Origin of the sequence: Estrella lausannensis (assembly GCF_900000175.1) — a bacterium.
Lineage (GTDB): Bacteria > Chlamydiota > Chlamydiia > Chlamydiales > Criblamydiaceae > Estrella > Estrella lausannensis.
The window spans coordinates 147,009-168,229 of record NZ_CWGJ01000025.1; the positions used below are offsets into that span (position 1 = coordinate 147,009).

General features: G+C 49.2%; 19 protein-coding genes and 1 pseudogene. 18 read left to right on the forward strand and 2 right to left on the reverse strand.

Annotation, left to right across the window (positions count from 1 at the left end; all coding sequences use genetic code 11):
* Positions 1 to 223 precede the first annotated feature (223 nt).
* Both ELAC_RS08220 and ELAC_RS08225 read left to right on the forward strand, forming a co-directional pair.
* Positions 224 to 1,249 (forward strand): ABC transporter ATP-binding protein, encoded by a 1,026-nt coding sequence (locus ELAC_RS08220; RefSeq protein ID WP_098038801.1) that lies wholly within the window; start codon positions 224 to 226, stop codon positions 1,247 to 1,249.
* Positions 1,250 to 1,350: 101 nt separating this feature from the next.
* Positions 1,351 to 2,337, forward strand: a complete 987-nt coding sequence (locus ELAC_RS08225; RefSeq protein WP_098038802.1) for an ABC transporter ATP-binding protein — start codon at positions 1,351 to 1,353, stop codon at positions 2,335 to 2,337.
* Between the two features lie 73 nt (positions 2,338 to 2,410).
* On the opposite strand, the gene ELAC_RS08230 is transcribed toward ELAC_RS08225, so the two are convergent.
* A complete protein-coding gene (locus ELAC_RS08230; protein WP_098038803.1) occupies positions 2,411 to 3,064 on the reverse strand; it encodes an inorganic pyrophosphatase in 654 nt (217 codons plus the stop codon).
* A 547-nt stretch (positions 3,065 to 3,611) separates the two neighbouring features.
* Between ELAC_RS08230 and ELAC_RS08235 the strand changes: the two genes are divergently transcribed.
* From ELAC_RS08235 to ELAC_RS08315, 16 genes and pseudogenes are all read left to right on the forward strand, one after another.
* Entirely contained in the window at positions 3,612 to 3,971 is a 360-nt protein-coding gene (locus ELAC_RS08235) for an NADH-quinone oxidoreductase subunit A (protein WP_098038804.1), read from the forward strand.
* Positions 3,968 to 4,441: pseudogene (locus tag ELAC_RS08240) on the forward strand (NADH-quinone oxidoreductase subunit B); the annotation flags it as partial. The gene ELAC_RS08235 and the pseudogene ELAC_RS08240, both read left to right, overlap by 4 nt.
* 8 nt (positions 4,442 to 4,449) lie before the next feature.
* Complete coding sequence (locus tag ELAC_RS08245) at positions 4,450 to 4,971, forward strand: NADH-quinone oxidoreductase subunit C (protein WP_098038806.1); 522 nt, start codon at positions 4,450 to 4,452, stop codon at positions 4,969 to 4,971.
* Positions 4,958 to 6,157 carry an NADH-quinone oxidoreductase subunit D gene (locus ELAC_RS08250; RefSeq protein ID WP_098038807.1) on the forward strand — a complete coding sequence of 400 codons (1,200 nt, stop codon included), beginning with the start codon at positions 4,958 to 4,960 and terminating at the stop codon, positions 6,155 to 6,157. Before ELAC_RS08245 ends, ELAC_RS08250 begins: the two co-directional genes overlap by 14 nt.
* The gene (nuoE, locus tag ELAC_RS08255; protein ID WP_098038808.1) at positions 6,154 to 6,672 is read left to right on the forward strand and encodes an NADH-quinone oxidoreductase subunit NuoE; all 519 of its coding nucleotides are present in this window, start codon (positions 6,154 to 6,156) and stop codon (positions 6,670 to 6,672) included. Before ELAC_RS08250 ends, nuoE begins: the two co-directional genes overlap by 4 nt.
* The gene (gene nuoF, locus ELAC_RS08260) at positions 6,665 to 7,972 is read left to right on the forward strand and encodes an NADH-quinone oxidoreductase subunit NuoF (RefSeq protein WP_098038809.1); all 1,308 of its coding nucleotides are present in this window, start codon (positions 6,665 to 6,667) and stop codon (positions 7,970 to 7,972) included. Before nuoE ends, nuoF begins: the two co-directional genes overlap by 8 nt.
* Positions 7,973 to 7,979: 7 nt before the next feature.
* On the forward strand, positions 7,980 to 10,292 hold the full coding sequence (nuoG, locus tag ELAC_RS08265; protein WP_204250550.1) for an NADH-quinone oxidoreductase subunit NuoG: 2,313 nt from the start codon (positions 7,980 to 7,982) through the stop codon (positions 10,290 to 10,292).
* Between the two features lie 5 nt (positions 10,293 to 10,297).
* On the forward strand, positions 10,298 to 11,275 hold the full coding sequence (gene nuoH / locus ELAC_RS08270; RefSeq protein WP_098038811.1) for an NADH-quinone oxidoreductase subunit NuoH: 978 nt from the start codon (positions 10,298 to 10,300) through the stop codon (positions 11,273 to 11,275).
* A 1-nt stretch (position 11,276) separates the two neighbouring features.
* Complete coding sequence (gene nuoI / locus ELAC_RS08275; RefSeq protein ID WP_098038812.1) at positions 11,277 to 11,750, forward strand: NADH-quinone oxidoreductase subunit NuoI; 474 nt, start codon at positions 11,277 to 11,279, stop codon at positions 11,748 to 11,750.
* 4 nt (positions 11,751 to 11,754) lie between these two features.
* Positions 11,755 to 12,261, forward strand: coding sequence for an NADH-quinone oxidoreductase subunit J family protein (locus tag ELAC_RS08280; RefSeq protein WP_098038813.1), 507 nt, complete (start codon positions 11,755 to 11,757; stop codon positions 12,259 to 12,261).
* Positions 12,261 to 12,560, forward strand: a complete 300-nt coding sequence (nuoK, locus tag ELAC_RS08285; protein WP_098038814.1) for an NADH-quinone oxidoreductase subunit NuoK — start codon at positions 12,261 to 12,263, stop codon at positions 12,558 to 12,560. Before ELAC_RS08280 ends, nuoK begins: the two co-directional genes overlap by 1 nt.
* Before the next feature lie 2 nt (positions 12,561 to 12,562).
* Positions 12,563 to 14,434, forward strand: a complete 1,872-nt coding sequence (gene nuoL, locus ELAC_RS08290) for an NADH-quinone oxidoreductase subunit L (protein ID WP_098038815.1) — start codon at positions 12,563 to 12,565, stop codon at positions 14,432 to 14,434.
* 12 nt (positions 14,435 to 14,446) lie between these two features.
* Positions 14,447 to 15,907, forward strand: coding sequence for a complex I subunit 4 family protein (locus tag ELAC_RS08295; protein WP_239414451.1), 1,461 nt, complete (start codon positions 14,447 to 14,449; stop codon positions 15,905 to 15,907).
* A complete protein-coding gene (locus ELAC_RS08300) occupies positions 15,904 to 17,349 on the forward strand; it encodes an NADH-quinone oxidoreductase subunit N (protein WP_098038816.1) in 1,446 nt (481 codons plus the stop codon). Before ELAC_RS08295 ends, ELAC_RS08300 begins: the two co-directional genes overlap by 4 nt.
* Before the next feature lie 136 nt (positions 17,350 to 17,485).
* The gene (locus ELAC_RS11640; protein ID WP_143406481.1) at positions 17,486 to 17,701 is read left to right on the forward strand and encodes a hypothetical protein; all 216 of its coding nucleotides are present in this window, start codon (positions 17,486 to 17,488) and stop codon (positions 17,699 to 17,701) included.
* Positions 17,702 to 18,012: 311 nt separating this feature from the next.
* Positions 18,013 to 19,254, forward strand: coding sequence for an MFS transporter (locus tag ELAC_RS08315; RefSeq protein WP_098038819.1), 1,242 nt, complete (start codon positions 18,013 to 18,015; stop codon positions 19,252 to 19,254).
* 8 nt (positions 19,255 to 19,262) lie between these two features.
* Here the strand turns inward: ELAC_RS08315 and ELAC_RS08320 are convergent, their stop codons facing one another.
* Positions 19,263 to 21,008: a hypothetical protein gene (locus tag ELAC_RS08320; protein WP_098038820.1), complete on the reverse strand. Its 1,746-nt coding sequence runs from the start codon at positions 21,006 to 21,008 to the stop codon at positions 19,263 to 19,265.
* Between the last annotated feature and the right edge of the window lie 213 nt (positions 21,009 to 21,221).

Genomic DNA, 21,221 nt, shown 5'->3' on the forward strand with positions numbered 1-21,221 from the left:
GAAATTCGCTTTCTGAGAAAGTTGCGTTCTTTCGGATTTTCAGCCTGTGGTACACAAAGAGTCCGGTAGCAGGATTTTAATGGTCAGAATGTTAGGGCATGTCCTCGGGGTGAAAAATTTGGTAATTTGCTTTTTCGAAAGCGCATTTTCGGTATCCATTGAAGAGACAATGCGTTCTCTTGTATGATGAGCCTGTCTCTTTTTTTTTAGCGGTGGCTTAAATATGCGGGAAGAACCTGTTTTAAAAGTTCAGAATCTGAAGACCGAACTCTATCTTTCCGGACGCCCTTATGCTGTGGTGAAAGATGTCAGCTTTGATCTCTACCGGGGAAAAACGCTTGCCATTGTCGGGGAGTCGGGCTGTGGTAAGTCGCTCACCGCCCTTTCGCTGATCCGAGTCCTTCCTGAGCCCCCGGCTCTCCATCCCAGAGGGAAAATTTGGTACCAGGGCATCAATTTACTCGATTTGAGCGAGAAAGAGATGCGGAAGATCCGCGGCGGAAAAATCGCGATGATTTTTCAGGATCCTTTAAGCTCTTTGAATCCCGTTTACACCATCGGAGATCAGCTTGCGGAAGCGGCTGCCCTCCACCTCAATTTGTTTGGCGAGGAGGCCTACCAGAAGGCCGAGGAGATGCTGAATCATGTGGGCATCCCTTCCCCTAAAGAGAGGCTTGCCGATTATCCTCACCAGCTGTCTGGTGGAATGCGCCAGCGCGTGATGATCGCTCAAGCGTTGATCAGTAAGCCCGATGTCTTGATAGCCGATGAGCCGACGACAGCGCTGGATGTGACGATTCAAGCTCAGGTTATCGATCTGCTCAAGCGACTGCAAAAAGAAGACGGTATGGCAATTCTTCTTATCACCCACGATATGGGTGTCGTCTCTGAGCTGGCCGATGAGGTTTTGGTCATGTACGCATCTGAAGGCATCGAATCGGGTAGCGTCGATGAAATTTTTGAAAACAAGTCTCACCCTTATACTCAGGGGCTGTTCAACTCAAGGCCCAGTGGATCGGCCGAGGAGGGCGACGTGCTCCACCCTATACCCGGTATTGTCCCGCAGCTGACCGATTATCCATCCGGCTGCCGGTTTCACCCGCGCTGTCCTTTCGCTATGAAAAAATGTACGCTCAATTCCCCCCCTCTGTTTGCACTTGGAGAGAGGGGACGGCATCAATCGGCGTGTTATCTGGAAGATGGCACTGAAGAGAGCGAGAAGATGCGAAGAGAAGGCAGATGGCAGTAGGGGCGTTTTAGGAAATCACGCTCGCCTCCCGAGGATTTCTTAAAGCCAAAAAATACATTTCGAGGCATTTTCGGTATAAAGAATTTGAGGGGAAGACGAACATGTCCGAGCCGTTGCTTAAGGTCACAGATCTTCATAAAAGATTTCCTATCTATTCGGGCCTCTTGAGGAAAGAGGCAGCGCATGTCCATGCGGTCAATGGGGTAACTCTTGAGCTCAAGCAAGGTGAAGTGCTCGGTCTTGTTGGAGAGAGCGGGTCTGGCAAAAGCACGATCGGCCGCCTGGCTCTTGGCTTGACTCAGCCGACAGAAGGCGAAGTACGCTACAAGGGAAAATTACTTGGAGAGATGGATGGGAAGTCATTAGCCGACTTCAGACGCTCTTCGCAGATGGTATTTCAAGATCCCTACGCATCCCTAAACCCCAGAAAAACCATTTTAGAGGCGATAGGTGAGGGGATTCTATTTCACGGCATTGCTAAAAATTATAGGGAAATGGAGGCGATCGCGGAGGATATCGTAAAGCAAGTTGGCCTGCCTAAAGATGCTCTAAAGCGCTATCCTCATGAATTTTCCGGGGGGCAGCAGCAGCGCATCTGTATTGGCCGGGCGATCGCTTTGAACCCGGCACTTCTTATCTGCGATGAAGCGGTGTCTGCGTTAGATGTCTCCTACCAGGCGCAAGTTCTGAATCTTTTTAGGGATTTGAAGGAAAAGAGGGGGCTTTCCTATCTTTTTATTTCCCACGATCTTGCTATCGTTCGCTACCTAGCAGACACCGTCGCCGTTCTTTATCTGGGAAAGGTCATGGAGATCGCTTCTGCAAAATCTCTCTTTAGCAACCCGAAGCACCCCTACACAAGGTCGCTTCTGTCGGCATCGCCGACTTTGGATCCGGAAAAAAGAAAAGCCCGAATCAGGCTGGAAGGAGAGATCCCATCCTCTTTGCGTCCACCGTCGGGTTGCCCTTTCAGAACGCGCTGTCCTTTTGCGCGGGAAGAGTGCAAGCGTCCGCCCCCCCACAAAAAAGTCAAGGATAGCCAGACGGGCGGTGAAGACCACAGCTACTTTTGCGTGCTCGACGATTGATTTCAACAGATCAAATTTTAAGACACTTTCGCCATATTCCCCTATGGGGCAAACAAATCTACGATTTCAGTTTCTAGTGCCCATAGGAAGAGAACTTGTCGAGATAATCTTGCTGGGCGAGCCGGATGACCTCAAAGGCTTCTTGCCGCCCATAAGTATGGGTGATTTGAACGCGGCCCTGTTTTTTATCAGGGGAGTCTTTGTACGTCAGGAAGTAGTGGCGTAGCCGCTCGACGATATTTTCCGGGCATTCACCGATATCCCTGAATTTTCCATAGACGTAATCTCCCTGGAGGACAGCGATGATTTTGTCGTCTGCCTCATTGCCGTCAATCATGCGCAGACCGCCGATCGGATGTGCATGCAGCAAAATGTCCCCCCTGGGAATTGCCCTTTCGGTCAACACGCAAATATCCAAAGGATCTTCATCGCCCCGGATATTCTTCAGACCTGATTTTTGCATGCAGTATTGCGCGGTCAATGTGCCGCAATAGGTCTTTGGCAGCAGCCCGTATAAGCTCGGACAGAGACTGGAGTACTTTTGCGGCCGGTCTATCTTGAGGATGCCCGTCTCTTTATCGAGCTCATATTTGACGGTATCGGTAGGGACGATCTCGATATAGCAGTTCACCGATTCGGGTGCTTTATCCCCAAGCGGCATTCCATGCCAGGGGTGCGAGCGGTAAAGCATGTGTTTCGGTAAAGAAAGAGGGTTTTTCTTTTCCATAAGATTCCTAACTTTCGTGTTTGAGTTTAAAATACGGAATTCGAAGCGATTCATGCAATCGCTTTTCCGTGGAATAGTTTATACCGAACGTGTCTTAAAATTTGATTTTTTTTGCTTTGAGAATGCCTCGGTAGGGAGAAACTGTCAGTTTAAATCGCTTGTGTGTGTTGTGGCAAAAACATTGATCCTCAGTCGTTAGACTCCATTCATTTTCAGCTTGCTGTGTCTTATTTCGTTAAAAAATAAGTAGACACTTTAGGCAGGGCCTTGATATGAAGTCATTAAAGACTGTTCGTAAACTGCAATCGTAGGGTTTCAGTTTTAGTACAGACTCTTATGCCGAAAGTGTCTCAAAATTTGGCTTTGAGAAAGCTCCCTCGACCGAAAGATTGTAAGTCACCTCATGTTTCTAATATTGGGTGGTTTACAATCTTTCGGTCTTGGGGATCTTTCTCAAAGCTAAACCCAAATTTAGAACTTTTTTCGGTATACACCGGTTTATGCGCTGTAATTTTTTTTAACGGTTTGAAGTGAGCAGGGGACAGTCGTGCCTTCCGATTTTTATCCGGTCCATATCTACTTTCTGCTGGTTGCTTTCGTCACGCTGGTGACGCTCGCCCTGTCGGGCCTTTTCCCCTCTCATAAGGAAAATCCCGCAAAATTTGATGCCTATGAATCAGGCATCAAGACGGAAACTCATCTGCTCAGCAAACGGTTTCCTTTACGTCATTATCTTGTGGCGCTGGTGTTTTTAGTGTTCGATATCGAAGTGGTTTTTCTCTATCCCTGGGTTGCTGTCGCCAAAGAGATTGGACCGTTTGCATTTTATGAGATGTTATTTTTCGTCGCCGCGCTTTTTGTCGGCTATCTTTACGTTTGGAAAAAAGGAGCGCTGGAATGGCAGTGACGCAACAGGAAAAAGCGCCCTTTTTAGTGGCGCCTTTAGAACTTTTGATCAATTGGGCGCGGTCGAACTCGCTCTGGCCTGCCCAGTTTGGCCTAGCCTGCTGCGCCATTGAGATGATGTCCACGGCCGCCAGCCGCTACGACATGGCCCGGTTTGGCGCCGAGGTCTTCAGAGCCTCACCCCGGCAAAGCGATGTCATGATCGTAGCTGGAAGGGTTAGCCAGAAGATGGCTCCCGTTCTCCGGGTTATCTACGAGCAGATGCTTGAACCGAAATGGGTGATCGCGATGGGCGATTGCGCCTCTTCCGGTGGTGTCTACAACAATTATGCGATTGTGCAGGGGGTCGACAAGATAGTTCCTGTCGATATTTATGTTGCCGGATGCCCTCCACGCCCTGAAGCGTTGATGGATGGACTGATCGCGTTGCAGAAAAAGATCAGAAGCGAGAGAGCTTTTAACAAAGTGAAAAGATATCCATGACAGCTTCCGAAATCATCCAAAAAATTGTGAAGGCCTTTCCTTCGGCGATAGAAGGCCAGAGCGAAGTTTTCGGTCAGCTCTGTATTCAGGTACACAAAGCGTACATTAAAGAGATCATCGCCTACATCGCCTCCCGTGACCGGCTCGGCTTTCGCATGTTGATTGACATCACAGCGATCGACTATCTGCAGCCTGATCCGAAAACACAGGTGCTCTACATTTTGCACCATCCGGAAACACTCCTGAGGATTAAAGTTTCCGTTGATGTCGAACGAGGCGGTGCTATCGAGTCTGTCACAGACATATTCGAGGGTGCCGATTGGTATGAGAGGGAAGTATTTGACCTCTTCGGCATAACATTTTCGGGACACCCGGATCTAAAACGCATCCTGATGCCGGATGACTGGGAAGGTCATCCCTTAAGAAAAGATTACGCTCTCACGGAAGAGTCTGTGGAGTTTAAAGGCCAGGCAAAACCCAAAGTTCCATCGGCGATCATCCCTTATGTCAAAGATTGAAGGCTATAGTTTAGAAAGAAGCGGCGAGGTGATGGAGCTCAACTTAGGGCCGCAGCACCCCTCTACCCACGGAGTTCTCAGGCTTCTTTTGAAGCTTGATGGCGAGGTAGTCCTCTCGTGCGAGCCGGTCATTGGCTATCTGCACACGGGCGTTGAAAAGGAGTGCGAAACGAGGACCTATTGGCAGATCTTTACCTTGGTGGACCGGCTTGACTACCTGTCAGGGCCGGCAGAGGAACAGGCTTTTGCTTCCGTCGTCGAGAAGCTGATGGGAATCGATATACCCTCAAGAGCTAAAACAATCCGCCTGATCCTTCTTGAGCTATCCAGGATAGCTAGCCATCTTCTCTGGCTTGGCACAAGCGCTCTTGAGCTTAATATGTCTTCCGTGTTCATGTATTGCTTTGTTGAAAGGGAGAAGATCCTTGATTTGTTCGAGGAGTTTTCCGGTGGGCGGATGTTCCCCAACTGCTGGAAGATCGGCGGGCTTTCAAACGATATCGATGATGCCTTTGAAGAGGAAATCAAGAAATTTATCCGCTATTTCCCTGCTGTTTGGAAAGAGCTGGATAATCTTCTGACAAACAATTACGTCTGGTGCCAGCGCCTTAAGGACGTCGCAGTCATCGACAGGGAGACGTGCGAGCAATTTGGCTGCACAGGCCCTATCATTCGAGCGGCAGGAGTCCCCTACGATATTCGTAAAGCTTTTCCCTACCTCGATTATGCGGAATTGAGCTTTGATATTCCGGTGAGATCAGAGGCTGACTGTTATGCCCGTTATCTTGTCCGCATGGAAGAGATGATGATCAGCCTTTCTCTGATCGACCAGGCCCTGAAGAAACTAAAACCAGGTCCAGTGATCGTGTCCGACAGAAAAGTCGCTCTCCCTCCTAGAAAAGAGCTTGTCAGAAGCATGGAGGCGGTCATTCACCAATTTAAGTTGGTGAGCGATGGTATTCGCCCACCTGTCGGAGATGCCTACAGTGCCGTCGAATCCGCCCGAGGCGAGCTCGGCCATTTTCTTAAAAGCGACGGCAGCAATAAGCCCTATCGGCTGCGCGTCAGGTCGCCTTCTTTCACTCACGTTCAGGTACTGAAGAAGATTATTCCCGGACATATCCTCCCTGACGTGGTGGTTGCAATTGCGAGCATGGATCCGATTTTAGGGGATGTGGACCGATGAAAATTTCTGAAAAGACCAAACAAGCCATCTTGAAGCTGCAGACAAAGTATCCAGAGAAAAGATCGGCCTTGATTCCGGCTCTTCACTTGGCCCAGGCTGATGTCGGCTACTTGCCTGAAGAGATCCAGAATGAAGTTGCAGAATTGTTCGATATCAATCCCAATGAGGTGAATGCCGTTGTTTCTTTCTATGATATGTTCTTTGAAAGGCCGGTCGGGAAGCATATTGTTCATGTATGCAAGAACGCCTCCTGCATGCTGCGAGGGGCGGACGGTGTGCTGCGTAAAATGTGCGACAAGCTTGGCGTCGAACCTCACGGAACTTCGGAAGATGGGCAGTTTACCGTTATCCCTTCAGAGTGTCTTGGAGCCTGCGACAGAGCGCCCATGATGCTGGTGGATGACCGGGTTGTCGGACCTGTCAATGAAGAGATGGTGGACAGTATCATTAATGAAGCCAGGAAGATGCCTGGTCATCCCTCTCCCATAAAAATGGAGGCGGATATCCATGAATGAGATGCGCATTCTGACTGCACACGTGCATGACAAAAAGCAAAAAGAGATCGATACTTATATCTCGCACGGAGGCTATGAAGCTGTAAAAAAGGTCATACCTCACACTAACCCGGTAGAAATTACAGAACTCGTTAAAAAAGCGGAACTGAAGGGAAGAGGGGGAGCCGGCTTTTTGACAGGCACCAAATGGGGATTTATCCCGAAAGATCCGAATATAGACAAATACCTTGTCTGCAACTGCGATGAGAGTGAACCCGGTGTCTTTAAGGATAGACTGCTCATTGAAAACGATCCCCATCAACTGATTGAAGGGATGATTTTGGCAAGCTATGCCATCGGCGCTAAGAAGTCCTTTATCTACACGAGAGGAGAGTATTTCGAGGGGATAGCTACCCTGGAAAAGGCTGTTTCCGAGGCTGAGAAAAGGGGGTTTTTGGGGAAGAATATCTTAGGCTCTTCCTATTCCCTAGAGATCATCGTGCACCCGGGAGCCGGAGCCTATATCGCCGGGGAGGAGACCGCTCTTTTAAATTCGCTTGAAGGATTCAGGGCCACTCCAAGGCTGAAACCCCCTTTCCCTGCTATCGAGGGTCTCTACAGGAAGCCCACTGTTGTCAACAACGTTGAAACCCTTTGCAATGTAGTTCATATCATTAACAGAGGGGCTGATTGGTTTCTGTCCATCGGAACCAAAGGAAGCCGCGGCACCAAGATCTACCAGGCGAGCGGCCATGTGAAACATCCGGGATGCTTTGAGTTTCCTATGGGGGTGACTTTGGCCGAAGTGCTGGAGGCAGCCGGCGGGATGCTTCCCGGCAGAAAATTCAAAGCCTGTTATCCCGGTGGATCTTCTTGCGCACTCCTCACAGCCGATGATTTAGATTTACCCCTCAATTTCGAGGATCTTGCCGCCAAGGGAACAATGCTCGGGACAGCGTCGCTCATCGTGATGGACGACTCGGCCGATATGGTTCAGGTGGCAGAGCGCCTCATGGAATTTTATCAGAATGAATCGTGCGGAAAATGCACCCCGTGCAGGGAAGGTACGAGGTGGATGGTGCAGGTTCTTAAGAGAATCAACGCCGGCCATGGTGTCATGGCTGATCTGAAGACAATTCAGGAAGTGAGCACCTTAATGGCGGCCAATTCCTTCTGTCCTTTAGCTGCCGGGGCAGCTCCACCGGTTGTCAGTGCTCTTTTGAGTTTCAGGGAAGAGTTCGAGGCGAAAATTCAGAGAAATCCTGATATGAATAAACTGCAAGTAATGAAAATTGCCTATCCCTATCAGGCTGGAGAGTAAGGTGGTTGTGGAATCGAAGAAAGTCAAACTGACCATCGACGGCAAGGAGATCGAGGTTCCTCAGGGAACAACTGTCTATCATGCCGCCAAAAGCCTTGGCATTGATCTCCCTATCTTTTGCTATCACGACCGGATGCCGCCTTTCGGAGCGTGCCGTGTCTGCCTGGTAGAAGTGGATAATTTTCCGAAGCTTCAAACGTCTTGCACGCTGGAAGCCAAAGACGGGATGAATGTCAAAACCTCCAGCAAGATCGCTCAAGAGGGACGAGAGAGTATTTTAGAGTTTTTACTGATCAACCACCCTCTCGACTGCCCCATTTGCGATAAAGGCGGAGAGTGTCCGCTGCAAGATCAAACATTGAAGTTTGGTCCGGGCATCAGCCGTTTTTTCGAAGAGAAAAGAAAGCTGGCAAAGAAGCTTCCTTTAGGTCCTGTTTTGATGTTGGATAGGGAGCGCTGCATTGCCTGCGCGAGATGCACGCGCTTTGGCGATATCGTTTCCGGCGATCACGCTTTGGAGTTTGTCCAAAGGGGCTATAAAACAGAGATAGGAACGCCGGGCGGCGGGCCGGCCGAGTCGAAATATATCGGCAACACCATCATGATCTGTCCGGTTGGGGCACTGACGAGCCAAGTTTACAGGTTCAGGGCAAGACCTTGGGATAACGACTCGGTAGCCAGCACCTGCACACTATGCCCTGTTGGATGCAGTCTCAAGCTGGATTCTCGAGATGGAGAGATCTTGAGGACAAGGTCCCATGAAGATCCTCTTTTAAACGACATCTGGCTCTGCGATAAGGGATGGTTTGGTTATGAGCATGTCGATAGCGCCGATCGTCTTAAAACTCCTCTTATCAGGGTCGATGGATCGCTAAAGGAGGCCTCTTGGACGGAGGCTTTGGACTATATCGCCGATAGGCTGAAAAATGAGAAGAGAGCGGCTGCATTTGGAGGAAATGCCCTTACATTTGAAGAAAGCTATCTTTTTCAACAGATTTTCCGATCACTTGGCATACCCCACATCGACCATCGTATCGGCATGCCGGAGTTTTCACTGAATGACGAGGGACTCTTTGGCGGTATGGAAGAGCCTCCCGCAAGTTTGAGCAAGCTATCTTTTGCCCTGATTTTAGGCTGCGATATCACCGAAGAGTTTCCCGTTTTGTGGCTCAGGCTCAAATCGGCTCTCAATCAAGGTGCGGAAGCCTACTTTTTCGGCCATTTTGCTCCCGAAGTGAGACCCTATTTTAAAGAGACCCATCTGCTCACTCCAGGCGACGAGGAAGCATCAATCGCTAAGGTGCTAGCCCTTGCAGAGCAGCTCCTTAACAAGGGAGGGCAGGGCGCCATTTTAGTCGGAAGCCAATACTTAAATTCGCCGAGCAGAAAGAATGTTTTGGAGGAGTTGATCAGGTTCCGGATGAAATCGAAGAATCTTGCACTGCATTTGCTAGACGCTTGCGAAGGTAGCCTGGGAGCCAGAGAAGCCGGTATGCATCCGGAGACGGGGCCATTCAACCAACCACTTGATAATCCGGGTCTTTCGGCCAAAGCCGTGCTCCAAAAAGGCGCCTCGGAGGGCTGGGGATTTTTATGGGTAGCAGGATCCAACCCCGCAGCCAAATATTCGCGCCGGGTATGGAAGAAATTCCGAGAGAATCTCGGTACATTGGTGTGTCAGGACCTTTTCTTGACGGAAACAGCTCAAGAGGCAGATGTGGTGCTGCCCGTTCTTTCTTTTGCGGAAAAGACGGGTTCTTTCATCAGTATTTCAGGAAAAGTGCAAAAGCTGAATCCCGGAAAGGAGATACCGGAAGGGATTTATAGCGATGAGATGATTTTCCACGAGATCGGCAGACGCCTTGGGGTTCATTTACCGGGAAGTGCTGAAATGTCAGTTTCCGGCGTGGCCCCTTCGCTGCATCGAATTCCCAAACGTAAAGCTGAATCATTCGACAGAAGAGAGGAGCGACAAAGCTCTATTTTAAAGTCTGAGAATTCATCGGGTATGATCAGGGCCACTTTTTCAAGGCCTCTTTTTGATCAGGGAGTGCGCATGAAAAAAAATCCTCATCTTTCCCGGTCGGCCAAAGAGCCCTTTTTGCGCTTGCATCCCGATGAGGCCAAACCCCGTGGCTTTTCGGACGGGGATAAGATCAGAGTCTCAACACCTGCCGGTTCTATTGTCGGAAAACTGAAACTGGATAGCCAGGTCGCCAAAGGAACGCTGGTATTGCCTATTGGCTTTGAGGAACTGCCCGTCAGCGAGCTTGAATCAGGGTTCATCAATGGATTTACAGTCGATCTGGAGAAAGAGTAGTAGTTATGCTGAACGATTTCATCGAGGTATTGGCCAAGGGTCTTGTCATGATCCTGTTTCTAATGCTTTCTGCCGCCTATATGACGTGGCTTGAAAGGGTAGTGATGGCACGTATGCAGCTACGCCTCGGTCCTAACAGAGTGGGACCCTTTGGGCTTCTGCAACCTATTGCAGACGGCATCAAACTGCTCTGTAAGGAAAGGTTTCAACCCCACGGTGTGGAAATTTTCACATTTTGGCTGGCTCCCGGAATTTCAATGTTTTTAGCTCTTTTCCTGTTTGTCCTAATTCCCTTTGGCGGGAAAGTGGAGATCATGGGAAGGCAGGTCTCGCTCCAGATAGCCGATGTGAATGCCGGGCTTGTGTTCCTTTTAGCATTCGCTTCTTTAGCGGTCTATGGCGTCGTTCTCTCCGGGTGGTCTTCAAACAATCGCTACTCCCTTTTGGGGGGCTTAAGGGGCACGGCACAGATGATCAGTTATGAAGTGCCGATGGGCTTATCCCTTTTGACAATTGCGCTGTCGGCCGGATCGTTGCAGCTCTCTCAAATTGTTGAAGCGCAGAGTGCACACTGGTTTATTTGGACCAATCCCATCAGTTTTGTGGTCTATCTGATCACTGGGTTTGCCGAAACGAACAGAGCCCCCTTTGATTTGCCTGAGGCAGAACAGGAGCTGACAGCCGGCTATCATACCGAATATGGCGGGATGAAGTTTGCGATGTTCTTCCTGGGGGAGTATATCAACATCCTCTTGGTTTCTTCGATTGCGGTGACTCTCTTCCTAGGTGGATGGCATGGGCCGGGCGATATCCCTGTACTGTGGTTCCTGCTGAAGGTTCTCTTTTTCGTCTTTTTCTTCATTTGGGTTCGCGCTACGATGCCCCGCTTTCGCTATGACCAGCTGATGAGTTTTGGCTGGAGGGTGCTCGTGCCGGTTTCCACGATTAATTTGATAGTAACGGCCTATTTTATCTTGGTGTGACATGAAAAAAACTTTCTCTGAGATCATCTCGATGTTCAGGGGCCTTTTGATAGTATTAAAACATGCGTTCAAAAGACCTGTCACGATCCGCTACCCGGAAGAGAGGCGAAAGCTTCCCCCGCGCTCAAGGGGCCGTCATTTTCTGACCAAATGGGAAGATGGCAAGGAGAGATGTGTAGGCTGCGAGCTTTGCGCCATTGTCTGCCCGTCCCAGGCGATCTATGTCAAGGCGGCAACAAACGAACCGGGAAAGGAAGTTTCGAGAGGGGAGCGCCATGCCAAGGACTATCAGATTAACATGCTGAGGTGCATTTTTTGCGGTCTTTGCGAAGAGGCGTGTCCAACGGGGGCTGTTGTACTGGGCACCGATTACGAGCTTTCAGGAACCAATAGGGAATCTTTGATCTACACCAAAGAGATGCTGACCGAAAAAAATCCCGGTGATTCCGGTCGCGATCCGAAGAGGGAGATTTAGTGAGATGAGCGCTGTGGTTATCCTTGAAGCCTTTCTGGGTCTGATTCTCATTTTTTCCTCGCTGGGTGTGATCTTGGCAAAGAAGCCGGTTTACTCATGCCTCTTCTTTTTGCTCACACTTCTGACTCTCGCGACGCTCTACATTGAGCTTTTCACCGAATTCATCGGTCTTTTGCAGGTTCTTGTCTACGGCGGCGCGATCTTGGTTCTTTTCATGTTTGTGATCGTTCTTTTCCAAGATGCCCATGAACAGATCGTCAATCTGCCGGCAATGAGCTCCTATCCTCTTCTTTTCATGGGGGGCATTTCCTTGATCGGCGCGTTCTCCTATTTCTGCTATAGGATCTTCGGCTTCGAGAATCCGAGGGAAGAGGTGAGGGAAGGTTTTGGTTCGATCCATTCGATAGGAAAAACTCTTTATCTGGACTATTTTTTTCCTTTCGAAGTGGCTTCTCTGATGATTCTCGTCGCTTTAATAGGCGCATTATACATAGGAAGGAAGGCTAGATAATGGAGATCTTTCTTTTCATATTGATCAGCATGGCGATATTCGTTGTGGGACTGATCGGAGTGTTAACAAGAAGAAATGCCCTGATCTTTTTCTTAAGCATCGAGTTGATGCTGAATGCGGCGAATTTACTTTTTGTCGGTTTCGCGAGAGCTTGGGGAAATGAGGTCGGCTTTCTCTGGGTCTTTTTCATCTTAGTTGTCGCCGCCTCCGAAGCGGCGGTAGGATTTGCCATTATCATCAATATGTTCCGTCACAAGCAAGTTGTTGATGTGGATCAGTACAATGAACTAAGAGGGTAGACGTGGAATTGATCATCTGGACGGCTCTTTTTCTTCCTCTGCTGGGATTTATCTCGCTGCTCTCGACCTCCTTTTTTATCAAGAGGACTGCAGCGGCAGTCGTCGGCTGCAGTACGGTGGGTGTTTCGTTTGCACTCTTCTCTCTCTTATTGTTCTTCTATCAGACCGAGGATTTAACTCCGTTCTCCGTGACTCTATTTTCTTGGATTCCGATCAAGGGCATCGATGCCGATTTTCTTCTTTTGATCGATCCGCTTTCACTTTTGATGACTTTGATTGTGACGGGAGTTGGCTTTCTGATTCATGTCTATTCTGCCGGTTATATGGATCATGATGATGATTATGCGCGCTTTTTCGCCTTCCTTAACTTTTTCATTTTCTCGATGCTTCTTCTGGTGCTTTCAGGGCATCTTCTCTTGATGTTTGTCGGTTGGGAAGGCGTAGGGCTTGCCTCCTATCTGCTGATTGGGTTTTGGTACAGCCGTCCCAAGGCTGCAAAAGCTGCTACAAAGGCTTTCATCGTCAACCGCGTGGGAGACCTGGGATTCTTGCTGGGACTTCTTTTGACTTTTCAGACGTTTGGAACAGGTGTTGTTTTGGACATTTGCCAAAGCCTGCCGAAAACCTATTCTCAAGGGGCTCCCGTTATTGAGGCCATGACATTACTGTTTTTCATCGGTGCGATTGGAAAATCGGCGCAGGTTCCTTTGCATGTGTGGCTGGCAGACGCCATGGAAGGCCCGACTCCGGTTTCCGCCCTGATCCACGCTGCCACTATGGTGACAGCAGGAGTCTTTCTGCTGACAAGGTTTCATTGCGTCTACCTCCTCGCTCCGAATACTCTTGCCATTGTCGGCTATGTGGGAATCGGCACTTCGCTCTTTGCTGCCCTTTCAGCAATTGGACAGACCGATTTAAAAAGGGTCCTTGCTTATTCTACAGTAAGCCAGCTGGGATTGATGTTTTTGGCATGCAGCGTCGGCTCATTTTATGCGGCAATGTTTCACCTCACGATGCACGCGTTTGTGAAAGCCCTTCTCTTTTTGTCTGCCGGAAATGTCGTTCACATGATGCACGGTGTCACCGAGATGGATAAAATGGGTGGACTCTCGAGGCAGTTCAACAAAACGCACATACTCTTTTTTATCGGGGTTTTGGGTCTGTCGGGCATAGCTCCTTTCGCCGCTTTTTTCAGTAAAGACCTCATACTTGAAGAGGAAATGAAGGCCGGCCACGCCTATCTGACGGCGATCGGCCTGTTGGTATCGACACTGACAGCCTTCTACCTGACGCGGGCTTATTGCCTGACATTCAAGGGCAAGAGCAACATGGATGTTCGTGAAGCGTCTGAAGTTAAGGAGGCGCCAGCGGTCATGCTGATCCCTGTCACTGTCCTGGCTTTTCTGACGATTACAGGGGGACTCCTGGGCTTTTCTCTCAAGAAAGCTCCCCTGCTGGAAATTTTTCTGCAGGAGTCGGATGTTACTTTACAAGACAGGGTGGCCAGCACCGGGTTCCATTTCTCTTCCGAGATGATGATATCGGTGTTTATGGGACTTGTCGGTTTCGTCCTCTCTTGGGTCATGTATACGAAATATCGCGACCGCTTTAAGGGACAGATTGTGCTTTTGAAAAAGGCGTTTTATATAGACGAACTCTCTGTGATTTTTATTATCGCGCCCCTGAAAGCTTTAGCCTTTTTGATTTCCGGTGTTTTCGATCCTAAATTTTTTCAAGGTTCGATCCAGCTGGCGGCCGATGGAGTATCCGGAGCGTCTCATCTGTTGCAGAGGGCAGCTTCCGGTCAAATCAGATCGTATATTGCCTGGATGGCTCTTGGACTTTTTGCCATGAGCTGGATATTGTTTTTTTAAGGAGACTTTTCAATGCAGCTCATGCTTTTACTTTTAGTTCCCTTTCTCATGGCTGTCTTGGTTTTTTTGTCTCCCCTCAAAGAAAAAAAACTCAAGCTGACTTCATTCGCTTTCAGCCTTTTTCCCCTCTTGTGGCTGATTGTCTTTGGACAAAAGGCGCTGCACTCTTCCCTCAAAGTGTCCTGGATTCCATCCCTCGGGCTTGATTTCTATCTGGCGATCGACTCCCTCTCTTTAGTCTTTCTGCTTTTGACGGCTATTGTTATTCCCCTAAGCCTGCTCTCTACTCCAAGCGGGAACAAGGAGATGGACAGTCCATTTTTCTTTGGCCTGGTGCTCCTTTTAGAGGGGCTTCTGATCGGTTTTTTCCTTGCCCGGGATTTGCTACTTTTTACCCTCTTTTTCGAGGCGATGCTCTTCCCCTTGTTTCTTATCATCTCTCTGTGGGGAGGGGGAAAAAAGGAAGAGGCGGCGTTTCAGTTTATCCTCTACATGATCGCCGGCTCCTGTCTGATGATTGCGGCCATTGTGGCCCTTTACTTTGCTTCCTTGGCAGCCTTGGGGAGCGGAACTTTCGATATGGATAAACTGGCGGGGATTGGCTCCACTCTGCCACACGCGACATGGCTCTTTGCCATTTTTCTTTTGGCTTTTGCTGTCAAGACACCCCTTTTCCCCTTTCATGGCTGGCTTCCTGCCGCTTATACTGAAGCTCCTTTTGCCGGTTCCATTCTCCTTGCGGCCATTTTATCGAAAGGCGGCATTTACGGACTGATGCGGGTCGGTCTAGAAATCTTTCCTAAACAGCTTCAAGAAGCCTCTCCAGTCCTTCTTTCACTGGCCATTATCGGTGTTCTCTGGGGAGGGCTCACGGCTTGGGCTCAGTCTGATTTTAAGCGTCTGATCGCCTATTCCAGTTTTTCGCACGTCAATTTTGTGCTGGCAGGACTTTTTGTGTTCAATCCCGAAGCGATCTCGGGCTCGATTCTGCAGGCCTTCAACCATGGAATCACCATCACCGGCATGTTTTTGGCCGGCGGCTGGCTTGCCGAGAGGATTGGCCGTACGACAATAGGCCTTGAGTCAGGCCTTGCCAAGTATATGCCGATGCTTGCATGGCTGACGCTGTTTTTCGCGCTCTCTTCCGTCGCTTTGCCGGGGACGAATAATTTTGTAGGGGAGTTGATCATTTTGTACGGACTTTTTCTGAAGAGTCATGGAGCCGCGTTCATTCTGGGACTCAGCATTATTTTATCGGCGATGTACATGCTGGGCTGGATTCAAAGATCCTTTTTCTCAACACCGAGCCTTTTCAAAAATGGCTGGCTGGACATCGGGAAGAAGGAACTGGCATTGGCCGCTCCTCTAATCTTTGTGATTTTGCTGGTTGGAATATACCCGTCCCCGATGTTGAAACTGACAGATGAGGCGTCAAAAATGGTCTCCTCTTCGCGCACGATGGAGAAACGATGAACACGAACCCTGCACTTCAAGACTATTTAAGCCTCTCTCCGATGGCCATATTGCTTTTATCTGGACTTGTCCTGATTGTGATCGAGAGCCTGTCTCCTAAATTTTCCAGAAAAAGCGCTTTTCCTATCGCGTTTCTTTCAATCATCGCAGCGCTGATATCCTCTTACTTGGCACCCGAACCCACCCACCCGTACATTAGCGCCTTTATTGTATCCGACTCCCCCGCGCAATTTTTCACCTCATTCTTTCTTGTTGTCGGTGCGGTGATCGCCCTGATTTCCGCCTCCTTTTTCAAACAGCGAACAGAGAGCCATGGGGAATACGCCTTTTTGCTCCTATCCTCATTAATCGGCCTTATCCTCATTGGAGCCTCAGCTGATTTTCTCACCCTATTTTTGGGGCTGGAAATTCTATCCCTTGCGCTCTACGTCCTCGTTGCCTACATGAAGACCTGGAGCAAAACTCATGAGGCGGCGATTAAATTCTTTCTTTTAGGATCAATGGCGACAGCTTTCTTAATTTTCGGAGTGGCGCTCATCTACGGCGCGACAGGCACCACCCGGTTTGAGGGGCTGCTTGAGAAATACGGAGCACTGACCGATGCGCCATCGCGTGTTCTCTTTATTTCGGGATCCGCCTTGTTTGCTTTAGGACTTTTGTTCAAGGCCGCGGTTGTCCCTTTCCATTTCTGGGCTCCGGATGTTTATGCCGGAGCGGCAACGCCGGTTACCGCCTTTTTAGCGGTCGGATCCAAGGCAGGGGCGTTCGCTGGATTGGCCAGAGTCTTCTTAATCACGATACCGGGTTTTGATCCCGTTTTTAGTACGATGATCGCTCTTGCGGCCGCGATCACTCTTCTTTATGGCAACATATTGGCGATCAGGCAGAGAGCATTCCGTCGCTTTTTTGCCTACTCAGGCATATCCCACTCCGGATTCATGCTGATTGCAATCGCCGCAGCGGGAGAGGGGGGAGCTTTTGAAGCTCTCGCCTTTTATCTTACCGTCTATTCGGTAGCAACCCTGGGCGTCTTTTCGCTTTTCACCGCCATGGACGCCGGCGATGGGGATATTCCTTTTGAGAGCGTGCAGGGACTGTTTAAAAGGAGCCCATGGATAGCGCTCGCTTTTGCCCTCTCTCTTCTTGTGCTGGCAGGGTTTCCTCCCTTTGTCGGGTTTTTCGCCAAATTTATACTGTTCAAGGTGGCCTATACGAAAGGGCTCATCTGGCTCATGGTGCTGGCGCTTATTCTGACAGTGATCTCTTCATACTACTATTTCCGGCTTGTCCTTCTACTTTTTAAAGGCGCTGTCGATCAGGTTAGAATCAGGCCAGAGTGCTCCCTTTCTTTCGCTTTTGCCTGTCTGGCGGGAGTGCTGCTCTTGATCTTAAGTTTATCGCCCGACAGGCTAACTACCCTGATCGGAGCGATCAAACCCTGAAGCATACCGAAAGTGCCGCGAAATTTGGTCTTTGGCTCCTCATGCCAAAGACCAAATTTTGATTCGCTTTCGGTATAATCTGTGAGGGAACATGAATATTTTGGGTGCAGGGTTAAGACAGACTCTAAGGAGTGGATTGAAATATGCCTTCGATTCAATGCGGCAAAAAAATGCCGATCCTGCCTCTGCCGAGATGAGGGGGCGGATGATTGTTGAGCTCCGTGATCGGATTTTCCGGGTGGCGGTTCAAGAGAGCGTAGAGGGAAAAATCGATGAGATCAGGGATAGAAACTTGCGCTATGGTACCGATTATTTCCGCCCGGGCAAAGGGTCCCTGCAGCTCAAGAGTTGATTGGTGAATTAAAATTTCAATTGAATCAATGGCCTGAGCCGGCATGGATCCCGATGGGGTGGGTTCACGGAAAGTTTTCATTTAGATGGGTTTATGTAATCTTTTTGATGAAAATGCCCGGCTTTTGAGGTATACTTTTTTATTCAACCGGGATTACACCAAAATTGTTTCAAAATTTGGTTTTTGGCAAAGAGAACGCTCTCCGAGATTGAAAGATTACAAAATCACCTACCCGAGGTTTTCTCAAAGCCAAAATCCCAATTTTTGAGATAATTTCGGTATGTGGTAATCCTGTTGCAAAGACGTACCTTATGATGAAAGATCTAGCAGATAGCGCCTATGTGACCCAACGCGCCTTTCTTTGGACCCGCGTTTTGGATACCCCTTTCTGGGCGCTGTTCAACATGCTGTTTATCATTTTGTACAAAGATCTGGGAGCCACGCCCTTTCAGCTCGCTGTCGTGATTGCACTAAAACCGCTCTCCTCCCTGTTCTCCATGTACTGGAGCCACGCCATTACCGAGAGGCGAGACAGGCTTTTATCCAATGTCATGGTGGGTGGGGTGCTAAGGCATCTGCCTTTCTTTTTTTTCCCCTGGATAGAAAACACCTGGCTTGTGATAGCAGCTTTCGGCTTTCACATGAGCCTGGCAAGAGGTGTGCAGCCGGCCTGGATGGAAATTCTCAAAATCAATATTCCGGGAATCACGCGCGATAAGGTCTTTGCCTGGGGCTCATCCATCGGCTATATCGGCGATGCCTTGGTGGCATCTTCGGTTGCCCTTGTGCTGGATGGCTATTTTCAAGCCTGGCGCTGGATTTTTCCCCTGGCGGCATTTATCTCCCTCTTTGCCCTCTATTTCCAGTCGAAAATCCCGATTCCGGAAGGGGGGAGAACAGCACCGCCATCCGAAGAAAAGGGAGCGCTGAAGCCGCTGACCGATCCATGGAAGAAGGCTTGGGGATTAATCAAAAGCCGGCCGGATTTTATGCATTTTCAGATAGCGTTTATGCTGGCAGGCAGCGGTCTGATGATTTTGCAGCCTACATTGCCTATCTTTTTTGTGGATGTGCTAAATCTGTCCTACACAGAGTTTGCGTTGGCGTTTACCGTTTGCAAAGGGATCGGCTTTGCCCTGGCATCCCCAATTTTGGCTCGTTTGATCGGGCGGATTGATATCTTTCTGTTCACCAGCCTGGTCACCTTCTCCCTGGCTATTTTTCCTCTTCTCCTGATGTTGGCCAACGGAGGAATTATCTGGCTATACCTCGGCTATATCGCCTATGGAGTGATGCAGGCCGGCAGCAATTTAAGTTGGAACTTGTCGGGACCGATATTCTCCAGGGATGAAGACAGCTCGCTATTTACCAGTATCAATGTCGCGACTGTGGGGATTCGGGGAATGATCGCTCCGGCTCTTGGGAGCGCGATTTTTCCGTTCATCGGCGCATTCGGGGTGATGGGTGTTAGCAGTGTCATCTGTATGTCCGCGGCTTTCCATCTGATTAGCTGCAGCCGGCGTGAAAGAGAGGCCTCTTCTCTCGGTGCCTAGGGCGCGCCCTAGGATTGTAGATGAGAGGTGGCCTCTCCTTTTCTTGAGAGGTAATACGTCTCCATCTCTTGAATCAGTTTGGCGAGGGGCGGGGTGCCGTTGATGCCTCTTTCGAAAAGGTCGATGGCTTCTTTTAAATTATTCTCAAGGCAGTGTGCCGCCTCTTGTTTCGACTTCAGGGGGTTGTTGATCTCTTGGTAGAATTGATCGAATTGGTTGAAGAGGGCAGCCTGGATGATGCGGTCTCCCTCCGACAGGAGCTGAGGGTCAAAACCGGCGACTTCTGAAAGTTCCTGAAGAAACAGGGACAGAATCGACTCTTCGAAAAGCGCTGCGAGATAGAGGATATACGCTCTTTTCTCGGAGGAAGAGGATTCCTCGTTAAGCTTCTCGATCCCCTTATAAAATCCCTCTCGATAGGCTTTGGTCAAAGCTTCTTTCCTTTCCCTGCTATCGGCAACCGAGAAAAGAGAGATGTGCTTTTCATAGAGGCGTTTTTTCTGCTCTTTAATGAAAAGATCGTTGAACCTTTCGTAGGCAGAAGCGATTTCGGAGAATGGGTCTTTAGATCTTCCCACAGAAGAAAAAAACAGGCCAGGCGCCTCATTCACATAGGACGACGGATCCGTCCTGATTTTACGGAAGGCTGTCGCAAGCAACAGGTGGAGTTCTATATAGTCGTCTTTGCCTTCGTTGAAAGCGTTGATTTTCAGGCAGAGATTCTCTTTGGCTGCCTCGTTCAGCCTGCCTTTGGGCAGGAGGGCAACGGCGGCCTCCTCCATCTTTTTGTGGATGCGATAAAAATCAGGAATAGCCTCAGGTCGTAAGGGGCAGGCAGGAAAGAGGGAGTCGGAAAACGCAAAGCCGGCAAGCTGGAGCGGATGAGGGAAGCCTGTCTGATGCGATTTTGCCTGCAGCCTGAACGTTTCAATGAGCGGAATGCTCCTTTTTACCTTTCCTCCAAGACGCTTGAACTGGCCTGTGAGCTCGATCTCTTCTCCGGGCAGTGTGGAGATGAATTGACGGAAGGAGATAATTCCTTCTGAAGGACCCTCTCCTGCGACTTCTTCAGAGGCTCCTTCGATCATTTTGACGGAGAGGTTATGCTGCTTCAAGAGCATGATCGCTTTCATCCTGAACATGTCCCTTTCCGATTTGGTCGGGCTGGAGGCGGAATGAGGCTCTTCGGCAATAGGGGTCAAAACACTTTTGGTGAAAAGGGTGGCAGGGGATGATTCTTTGTCTTCTTTGGTCTGAAAGCTTGTCTGAACAGGAATTATGATCTTGGAATCGAGCGGACGCTTCTTTTCCATTCCCAGGGTTTTGAAGATGAAGCCCGTCGCTTTTTCGGCAAAGTTCATGTGCCGTCGTCTTTCGACAATTTTATTGTGCTTTTGAATTGTCTCCAGGGCGAAGGCAGCTAAGTTTTTTTCCCTGGGAGTGCCCTCTTTGAATTTTTCGATCAGCGGGTAGTAGCGTTTGATTGTTTCGACAGCTTCCAAAAGGATATTCGAGCCGCTGAAAAAATCCCTTACACACACATCGAAGGGCTTTCCTTTGAAAAAACTGACGACGGCATCCTTGACTTCCCTGATAGCCATCGAGCTGCCTTGAAACGCGTTTTTATCTTGCGGACTTTCTTTTGATAGGGAGGACAGGGCTAAGAGGGCCGATTCGAGCACTTGAGCCGGATCAGAGACAGGAGAGTCTTTAGGTCGGTCTTTTAGAATGCTTTGCTCGTTTTTTTCTTTCATCGTCCCGCTTAACCGTTAGGGTGTGCCTGCGATATGCCGAAATTGTCTCAAAATTTGGTTTTTGGCAAAGAGAAAGCACCTCAAGATTGGAAGATTACAAGTCGCTCATATTTCTATCAGGTGACTTGCAATCTTTCAATCCCGAGCTTTTCTTAAAAGCCTCATGCCAAATTTCAAGGTGCTTTCGATAAAGGAAATGGTAGACGGAGTCTT